The sequence below is a fragment of the Bradyrhizobium sp. STM 3843 genome (genome assembly GCF_000239815.1).
Classification (GTDB): domain Bacteria; phylum Pseudomonadota; class Alphaproteobacteria; order Rhizobiales; family Xanthobacteraceae; genus Bradyrhizobium.
Window position 1 is genome coordinate 97,852 of record NZ_CAFK01000010.1, and the last position, 9,100, is coordinate 106,951.

Below are 9,100 nucleotides of genomic sequence, written 5' to 3' on the forward strand. Positions count from 1 at the left end.
CCGCTGCTCAATCGCCGTATTTCTCCTGCAACAGCGGAAACAGCCGGTCCGGCTTGAACGGAACCGAGGTGAAGCGGATGCCGGTCGCAGCGCGCAACGCGTTGCCGAGCGCCGCGGCCACGGGATTGTAGGGACTTTCGCTCATCGATTTCGCGCCCAGCGGACCCAGCGCATCGCTGGTCTGAGCGAACAGCACCTCCGTGCGCGGCACGTCGGCGAAGGACGGAAGATGGTAGTCGCGGAATTTGGGATTGACCACGCGGCCGGTCGCGTCGATCACCATCTCCTCGTAAAGCGTGGCGCCGAGCGACTGCGCCACGCCGCCTTCGACCTGGCCGCGGCACTGCATCGGATTGGCGACGCGGCCGGCGTCCGCGGCCTGCACGCTCTTCAGGATCCTGATCTCGCCGGTGTGCTTGTTCACGGCGACGCGAAAGCCCTGCACGTTGAAGGCGACCGAGCGCGGCGTGCCTTGCGAGTTGCCGGTGGCAGACAGTCTCACACCTTCCGCTCCTGCCTGCCGCGCAAGCTCGGCAAAGGAGAGGCGCTGCCGGCCATGCATGACGCGGCCATCGGCCAGCGCGCAGGCATTGGGATCGACGGTCCAGAACTGCGCGGCGAAGGTCTTGAGTTCGTTGGCCAGATGCTCCGCCGCCGCCTGGGTGGCGCGTCCCGCAACGAAAGTGCCGGCCGAGCCATAGGCGCCGGTGTCGTGGCCGCCATGCGCGGTGTCGGACTGCTTGAGAGTGATCTGATCGACTGTCGTCGCCAGGATTGTCGCCGCGATCTGCCGATGCACGGTGCTGGTGCCGTTGCCGAACTCCGCCGTGCCGACGGTGAGCGCGAAGCCGCCGTCGTCGCGCAGTGCGATCGCGACGTCGGCGATATGGCCGTCCGGCGGCACCGTGTCGATCATTGTCAGCGCGATGCCGTCGCCGGTCAGCCATTCAGCGGAGAGATCAGGCGTCGACGTAGTTTCCGACATCGCCCGCTCGACCAGGTCGAGGCACTGGTCGAGCCCGTAGGAACCGTACATCACGTCGCGATAGCCGTTATCCGGTGGATACAGCATGGGATCGCCGGGCTTGACGACATTGCGCCGTCGGATCTCGAACGGATCGATCTTGAGCTGCTGCGCCAACTCGTCGATCGCCGCTTCGACGGCGAACAGGCTTTGCGGCAGGCCATAGCCGCGGAAGGCGCCCGCTGGCACCGTATTGGTATAGGCGACGACGGCATCGACCTTCTTGTTCGGACAATTATAGACACCGAGCGACTCGCCGCAGGCATGAAACAGCACGGGCCCGGCGTGGTTGCCATAGGCGCCGGTGTTGGAGAGAACGTCGAGCTGCAGCGCCGTCAATTTGCCGTCTCTGTCGGCGCCGGCCTTGACCGTGACGCGCATCGGATGCCGCGTCGAGCTGGCGATGAACTGCTCCTCTCTGGTGAATTCGAGCTTCACCGGTCGGCCCGTCTTCAGCGCCGCCAGCGCCAGGATGTCCTCGACGAACATCTCCTGCTTGCCGCCGAAGCCGCCGCCCACGCGCTCGCAGAACACGCGGATTGTCTCCGGCGGCAGGTTGAAGATGTCGGAGAGCGCGCGCCGGGTCAGGAACGGCACCTGCGTGCTGCTGCGGATGTTGAGAACGCCTGATGCGTCGAGCCAGGCCAGCCCGCCGTGGGTCTCCAGCGCGGCGTGCTGGACCCGCTGCGTCGTGAACGTGCCCTCGTAGGTCACGGCGGAGACGGCAAGCGCGGCCGCCACGTCGCCATATTCGCCGTGGCCTTCCGCGACGATGTTGCGTGCGGCGTTGGCGACACGATCCTGCGGCGTGCGGCCGGGATGGATCACCGGTGCACCCGGTGCGATCGCCTCGCCGGGATCAACCACCGCAGGCAGAGGCTCATAGGTGATCGCGAGCCGCCGGCAGCCTTCCTCGGCCGCCGCCTCGCTCTCCGCAATGACCGCCGCGACCTTCTGCCCGATGAAGCGGACCGTATCGTCGAGCACGCGCGTGTCGTCAGGGTCCATCCAAGCCTTCTCGTGGCGCGCGGTCGAGAACAGCGCGCTCGGCGCATCCTCATGGGTCAGCACCTCGATCACGCCGGGCACGGCGAGGGCGGCGGTCTTGTCGATCGCAACGATCTTCGCGTGGGCATGTGGCGAGCGTGCGAGCTTGACGTGGCACAGGCCATCGACCGCAGTGTCGAAGGTGTAACGGGCCTGGCCGCGCACGATCTGCGGGCCGGCGGGCGCGGGCAGGCTGCGGCCGAAAGCCTCGCCGGCCGGCACGTCCTCGATGTTACAGACGCCATCAAGCGCATCCTCGATGGCGCGATAGCCGGTGCAGCGGCAGATATTGCCCTTGAGCGCAGCACCGAGATCCTGCCGTTGCGCCTGGTTGAGCGAGGCGCAGGTCAGGATCATGCCGGCGGTGCAGAAGCCGCATTGGAAGCCCTGCGCATCGACGAACGCCTGCTGCATCGGATGCAGCCCACCATCGGATTCCAGGCCTTCGATCGTGGTGATCGCATGGTCCTCGGCACGGAACGCCGGGATCAGGCAGCTATGTACCGGCTCGCCGTCGAGCAGCACGGTGCAGGCGCCGCAGTCGCCGGCATCGCAGCCTTTCTTGACGCCGAAATGGCCGGTCTCGCGCAGAAAAGTACGCAGGCACTGACCGGGGCGCGGCGTTGCCGATACGTCTTTGCCGTTGATCAGAAAGCTCATGCCTGCGCGCTACCCGTCAATTCATCGCGAATCTGTTCGGCGAGCCGCCGGGTCATCGCCTTGCGCCAGGCAGGCTTGCCATGCACGTCGTCATGATAGAGGCCGTCTGGAACGTCGCGCAGGATCGAGTCACGCATGGCGTCTCGCGTGGGCATTGTGGGCCAGCGCAACTGGACCGGCTTCACGGTGGAGGCTGTGATGGTCAGCAGCAGATCGCCGTCACGTCCGATGGTGCCGATCACCAATGCGGCCGACCGGCCGACCGGCGTCAACGAGATCTGGCGGAACGCCGCGCGGCGCTTCAATGCGGCAAGCGGCACCTCGATCTGGCGCAACAGATCGCCCGGGCCAAGCACGTTGCGCTGATTGCCGGTGACGAACTCGGCAACGGCCATTTTCTGCTCGCTGCCATCGGCCTTCCAGATCGTGCAGATGCCCTCGAGTGCCGACAGCAGCGAGATCATCGGTCCGGCGGGCAGCGACATGCAGAGATTGCCGCCGACGGTCGCTGTCTTCCAGATCTTGAAGGAGGCCAGAAAGGCCCGGCAGCATTGATCGATCAAAGGCGCGGCCTGCCAGTCGGCAGGGCAGGGGAACGCATCGAGATGGGCGACCGTGCAGGTCGCGGCGATCGTCAGGCTGGTGTCCCCGACGACCAGCGCGGGCCAGCGAAGATCGGTGAGGTCGATCAGCCGCGACAGATGCGCCTGCGGCTCGGAGAACAGCCAGGTGCCGCCGGCGAGCCAGGCATCGCCCGCCTTCCAGGCCGGCAGGTCTGCTCGGCTCTGCGGACGAACCACTTCAGTGATGGTGTTCAGATCCATGATCAACTGACGCTCGTGAGGCGACCACCGCCGCGGAAATCCTTGCAAGACCGGCGCCAACTGGCAATAGGACGGTGTTGGCCTTCCAATTGCAGGTGTAACCTGACGTGCAGGTGTAATTTTCCGTGAGCGGCCGACAGGCGGGGCAGCGAGAGTTGGAGCATGGGCAAGACGCAGCCGATCTGGATCAAGGACCCTCTTGCCATTCTCGCCGACGGCGCCGAACGCGGCGTGGTCGTCAATGAGGGCCGTATCGTCGAATTGGTCGGGGCAGGGCGCGAACCCGCGACCACAGGTGCCGCGGTCGTCGAGGCCGGCGCGCATGTCGTGATCCCCGGCCTGATCAACACGCATCACCATTTCTACCAGACGCTGACCCGGGCTTTCCCGCCGGCGATGGACCGCGAATTGTTCCCCTGGCTGCAGGCCCTTTATCCGGTGTGGGCGAAGCTGACGCCGGAGGCGCTCGATCTCGGCGTGACGCTGGCGATGGCGGAGCTGATGCTGTCCGGCTGCACCACGACCACCGACCATCACTACGTATTCCCTGAAGGCCTCGAGGATGCCGTCGACATCGAGGTGGCGGCGGCCAAGCGGCTGGGCTTGCGGGTGTCGCTGACGCGCGGCTCCATGAACCGCTCGCAGCGGGATGGCGGCTTGCCGCCGGACAGCGTGGTGCAGGACCAGGACACGATTCTGGCCGATAGCGCGCGGGTCGTCGGCAAGCATCATCAGCGCGGACCGGACGCGATGGTGCAGATTGCGCTGGCTCCATGTTCGCCATTCTCGGTCACGACCTCGCTGATGCGCGCGACGGCCGATCTCGCCGACAAGCTCGACGTGCGCCTGCACACGCATCTGGCGGAGACCGAGGACGAGAACGCCTTCTGCCAGGAGATCCACGCCTGCCGGCCGCTCGATTACCTCGAACAATGCGGCTGGTTGGGGCCGCGCACCTGGCTTGCGCACGGCATCTTCTTTACGGCGGAGGAGATGACGCGACTGGGCCGGGCCAAGACCAGCATCACGCACTGCGCCTGCAGCAACCAGCTCCTGGCCTCCGGCTGCTGCCCGGTCTGCGAGATGGAAGAGGCTGGTGTCGCGATCGGTCTCGGCGTCGATGGCTCCGCGTCCAACGATGGGTCCAACCTGATGCAGGAGGTGCGCGCCGCGTTCCTGTTGCAGCGGGCGCGCTATGGCGTCGGAAAGGTCAGCCACAAGGATGCGTTACGCTGGGCGACCCAAGGCTCGGCCGCCTGCATCGGCCGCCCCGAGCTCGGCGTGATTGCGGTCGGCAAGGCCGCCGACCTCGCGCTGTTCAAGCTCGATGAGCTGCGTTTTTCGGGTGCGGGCGATCCACTCGCCGCGCTGGTGCTCTGTGGTGCGTACCGTGCCGACCGGGTGATGGTCGGCGGCCACTGGCGCGTCATCGACGGCGCCATTCCGGGGCTCGATGTTGCTGACTTGATCCGGCGCCACAGCGCCGCGGCAAGCAAGATGCAGGCAGGGTGAGCCGGTGTTACTAACCGATCACGCCGCCTGCGTGTCGAGGAAACGCTCAGCGTAGTGGCAGGCGACCAGGCGGCCGTCGAGCGGGCGCAAGGGTGGACGCTGCGCACGGCAGAGGTCTGTCACATGAGGACAGCGGGTCGAGAACACGCAGCCGTTCGGCGGATCGAGCGGCGAGGGCAACTCGCCCTTCGGCACCATGCGCTGGCGTTTGCGGCCAAGGCCTGGCGTCGCGTCAAGCAGGGCCCGTGTATAGGGATGCAAGGCCTGCGCAAAGATGCGTTCCTTCGGCCCGTGCTCCATTGCTATCCCGAGATACATGATCATCACGTCATCTGCGATGTGACGGACCACGCCGAGATCGTGCGAAATGAACAGGTAAGCCAGCCCCAGCTCGCGCTGCAGATCGACCAGGAGATTGAGAACCTGCGCTTGCACCGACATGTCGAGCGCGGAGACCGGCTCGTCGGCAACCAATAGCTTCGGCCGCAACATCAAGGCGCGCGCGATTGCGATGCGCTGCCGCTGGCCGCCCGAGAACATGTGCGGATAGCGGCCATATTGCTCCGGCCGCAGCCCGACCCTCGTCATCATGTCGAGCGCCTGCACCCGCCGCTCCCGCTTCGAGAGTGTGGTGTTGATGATCAGCGGCTCTTCCAGGATGGCGCCGACCCGCTTGCGCGGGTTGAGCGAGCCATAGGGGTTTTGAAACACGATCTGCACGGTACGGCGCAATGTCTGCGCAGCGCTGGCCGGAGGATTGACCGCATCAAGCCTATCGAGAACGAGCGTGCCGGCGCTCGGCTTCTCGATGAGAGTCACGAGCCTTGCGAGAGTTGATTTTCCGCAGCCGGATTCGCCGACGACCGCCAGCGTCTTGCCGGCATCAAGCGCGAACGACACGCCGCCCACGGCCTGCAGCTGCGCCGGTGCGCGGAACCAACCTTGCTTGATCTCGTAGCTGCGCTTGAGACCGGTGGCGGTGACGAGCGCTGTCATGACACTGCCTCGGAGTTGAGGATCGGCGCTCCGCCATCGGCCGCGATGCGCTCATCCCGTGTCGGATCGCCCAGCGGATAGTGACAACGGATCAGGCCGTCACGCCAGGGTCGCAGATCAGGACGCAAATTGTCGCACAGCGGCGTCGCATGGATGCAGCGTGGACTGAACAGGCATCCCGACGGGCGATCGTAAGCGCCCGGCACCACGCCCGGGATGGTTGCGAGCCGTCCGCCGTCGCTCGCCTCTGGGCGCGCCGCCAGCAGGGCGGCCGTATAGGGATGCTGCGGCGACGCGAACAGGCTCGAGGTCGGGCGCTGCTCCATGATCTGGCCGGCATACATGACGGCGGTCCGCTCGGTCGTGTCCGAGACCACGCCCATGTTGTGCGTGATGAGGATCAGCGCCATGCCGCGATCGCGCTGCAGGGACAGCAGAAGATCGAGGATCTGGGCCTGGATGGTGACGTCGAGCGCCGTCGTCGGCTCATCGGCGATCAGGAGCTTCGGATTGCAGGCGATCGCCATCGCGATCATGACGCGCTGGTTCATGCCGCCCGAGAGTTGGTGCGGATAGGACGACAGCCGGCTTTCCGGAGCCGGAATGCCGACCTGCTCGAGCAGGTCGATCGCGCGCCGCCGCGCGGCCTTGCGATCCATCCTCTCGTGGATGCGCAATGTCTCAGCCAGCTGATAGCCGATCGTGAACGAGGGATTGAGCGATGTCGTCGGCTCCTGGAAGATCATCGCGATGTCCTTGCCGCTGAGGGCGCGCCGCTCGCGGTCGGACAGAGTCTGCAGATCCCGCCCTTCGAACAACAGCCTGTTGGCCTCGACCCGCCCCGGATAGGGCACCAGTCCCATCAGGGCCAGCATGCCGACGCTTTTGCCCGATCCGGATTCGCCGACGATCCCCAGCACCTCGCCCTTCTCGAGCGCAAAGCTGACGCCATCCACGGCGCGCAGCATTCCAGCTCTCGATGGAAACGCGACCGACAGGTTTTCAATTTCGAGGAGCGGCATCCGATCGCCTTCAGTGCGCTATCGTTTGAGCTTGGGATCGAGCGCGTCGCGCAGTCCGTCGCCGAGCAGGTTGAAGGCCAGCACGGTCACGAGGATCGCCAGCCCCGGAAGCGTGACAACCCACCAGGCCCGCAGCACGAATTCGCGCGCGTCCGCCAACATGGTCCCCCATTCGGGCGAGGGCGGTTGCGCGCCAAGGCCGAGAAAGCCGAGCGCAGCCGCGTCCAGGATCGCAGTGGAAATGCCCAGTGTCGCCTGCACGATCAGGGGCGCCGCGCAATTCGGCAGCACCTCCTTGAACATCAGGCGGAGCCGGCTGGCGCCTGCGACTTTGGCTGCGGTGACGTAGTCCTTTGCGACCTCGCTGATCACGGCGGCGCGCGCGATCCGCACATAATGCGGCAGGAGTACGATCGCGACCGCCAGCATGGCGTTCATCAGGCCTGGCCCCAGGATCGCGACGATCACGATCGCGAGCAGAAGGCTCGGCAGCGTCAACGTGATGTCCATCAGTCGCATGATCGCGATCTCGATCACGCCGCGGAAAAAGCCCGCGACCAGACCGAGGATCGTCCCTGATATGACCGACAACGTCACCACCGCGATGCCGATCAGCAGCGAAAGCCGCGCGCCATGGATGAGACGAGACAGGATATCGCGGCCGATCGCATCGGTGCCGAGCGGATAGGCCATTGATCCGCCCTGCTGCCAGAAGGGCGGTTTAAGAAAGACCGCGTTGTTGGTCAGAACAGGCGAATGTGGCGCGACGAGATCGGCTGAGAGCGCGAGCAGAATGAGAATGGCGATCACGACAAGGCCCGCCACCGCGCCGAAATTTTGTTTGAAATCGAGCCAGAATTCCAACAGCGGATGCGGCGGGGCGTCCGCTTTCGCCGCTTCGACGCGGGTTTCGAGGATTTCAATGGTCATCTTGTGTGCCGGATGCGCGGATTGATCAGCCCATAGGCGATGTCAACCAGCAGATTGACGGTCATGACGATCGCGCCGATCAAGAGCGTGCCGCCCTGCAGCACCGGGTAATCGCGGCGGTTGATGCCCTCGATCAGCCATTTGCCCACGCCCGGCCAGGAAAAGATGGTCTCCGTGAGGATGGCGCCGGTAAACAGCACGCCGACCTGAAGGCCGATCACCGTGACCACCGGGATCAGCGCATTGCGCAACGCATGAATTGCGATCACCCGGAAACGCGGCAAGCCTTTGGCGCGGGCGGTGCGGATGTAATCCTCGCCCAGGACCTCCAGCATAGCCGACCGCGTCATGCGCGCGATGACGGCGAGCGGTATCGTACCGAGCACGATCGTAGGTAACACCAGATGTGACAAGGCCGAACGAAATGCGTCAAAGTCACCGGCCAGCAGCGTGTCGATCAGCAGGAAGCCGGTCACCGGTTCGATGAAGTACTGCACCGCGATCCGGCCCGAGACCGGGGTCCATCCAAGCTGAACCGAAAACAACAGGATCAACAGCAGTCCCCACCAGAAAATCGGCATCGAATATCCGGTGAGCGAGATCCCCATCACGCCGTGATCGAAGATCGAGTTGCGCCTGACAGCGGCGATGATGCCGGCCGGCAATCCTAGACATACGGCAAACAGGATCGCGCAAACCGACAGCTCGATCGTCGCGGGGAACAAGCTCTGGAATTCGGCAATCACCGGCTCATGGGTAACGATGGAGCGGCCGAGGTCTCCGTGCACCAGCCGTGACAGATAGAGACCGTATTGGACCAGCACCGGCTGATCGAAGCCGTAGTCCTTGCGCAATTGCGTCAGGCGGGCCGGATCGATGCCGCGTTCGCCCGCCATCGTCTCGATCGGATCGCCGGGAATCAAGCGGATCAGCACGAAAACGAGCAGCGTGATCCCGATGAAGGTCGGAACCACGAGGCTCAGCCGGGTAAGAATAAACCGGAGCATGCCGTTCTCTGTCATCGCCCCATGAAGGGCTACCGTGGTGCACACATGTCGCGCGGACTGGGGGATTACCTCGCCCCG

7 protein-coding genes are annotated in these 9,100 nt (G+C 65.2%); 1 reads left to right on the forward strand and 6 read right to left on the reverse strand.

Annotated elements, in window-relative coordinates; all coding sequences use genetic code 11:
* Positions 1 to 7: 7 nt before the first annotated feature.
* Both BRAS3843_RS02055 and BRAS3843_RS02060 read right to left on the reverse strand, forming a co-directional pair.
* A complete protein-coding gene (locus tag BRAS3843_RS02055; RefSeq protein WP_008967030.1) occupies positions 8 to 2,731 on the reverse strand; it encodes a molybdopterin cofactor-binding domain-containing protein in 2,724 nt (907 codons plus the stop codon).
* The gene (locus BRAS3843_RS02060; protein ID WP_008967031.1) at positions 2,728 to 3,555 is read right to left on the reverse strand and encodes an FAD binding domain-containing protein; all 828 of its coding nucleotides are present in this window, start codon (positions 3,553 to 3,555) and stop codon (positions 2,728 to 2,730) included. Before BRAS3843_RS02060 ends, BRAS3843_RS02055 begins: the two co-directional genes overlap by 4 nt.
* Positions 3,556 to 3,717: 162 nt before the next feature.
* On the opposite strand from BRAS3843_RS02060, the gene BRAS3843_RS02065 reads away from it, so the two are divergent.
* A complete protein-coding gene (locus BRAS3843_RS02065; RefSeq protein WP_008967032.1) occupies positions 3,718 to 5,067 on the forward strand; it encodes an 8-oxoguanine deaminase in 1,350 nt (449 codons plus the stop codon).
* Between the two features lie 18 nt (positions 5,068 to 5,085).
* On the opposite strand, the gene BRAS3843_RS02070 is transcribed toward BRAS3843_RS02065, so the two are convergent.
* The 4 genes from BRAS3843_RS02070 to BRAS3843_RS02085 are packed head-to-tail and all read right to left on the reverse strand — an operon-like array spanning position 5,086 to position 9,022.
* Positions 5,086 to 6,063 (reverse strand): peptide ABC transporter ATP-binding protein, encoded by a 978-nt coding sequence (locus BRAS3843_RS02070; protein WP_008967033.1) that lies wholly within the window; start codon positions 6,061 to 6,063, stop codon positions 5,086 to 5,088.
* Complete coding sequence (locus BRAS3843_RS02075) at positions 6,060 to 7,085, reverse strand: ABC transporter ATP-binding protein (RefSeq protein ID WP_035980567.1); 1,026 nt, start codon at positions 7,083 to 7,085, stop codon at positions 6,060 to 6,062. Before BRAS3843_RS02075 ends, BRAS3843_RS02070 begins: the two co-directional genes overlap by 4 nt.
* Positions 7,086 to 7,103: 18 nt before the next feature.
* On the reverse strand, positions 7,104 to 8,015 hold the full coding sequence (locus BRAS3843_RS02080; RefSeq protein WP_008967035.1) for an ABC transporter permease subunit: 912 nt from the start codon (positions 8,013 to 8,015) through the stop codon (positions 7,104 to 7,106).
* The gene (locus BRAS3843_RS02085) at positions 8,012 to 9,022 is read right to left on the reverse strand and encodes an ABC transporter permease subunit (RefSeq protein ID WP_008967036.1); all 1,011 of its coding nucleotides are present in this window, start codon (positions 9,020 to 9,022) and stop codon (positions 8,012 to 8,014) included. Before BRAS3843_RS02085 ends, BRAS3843_RS02080 begins: the two co-directional genes overlap by 4 nt.
* Between the last annotated feature and the right edge of the window lie 78 nt (positions 9,023 to 9,100).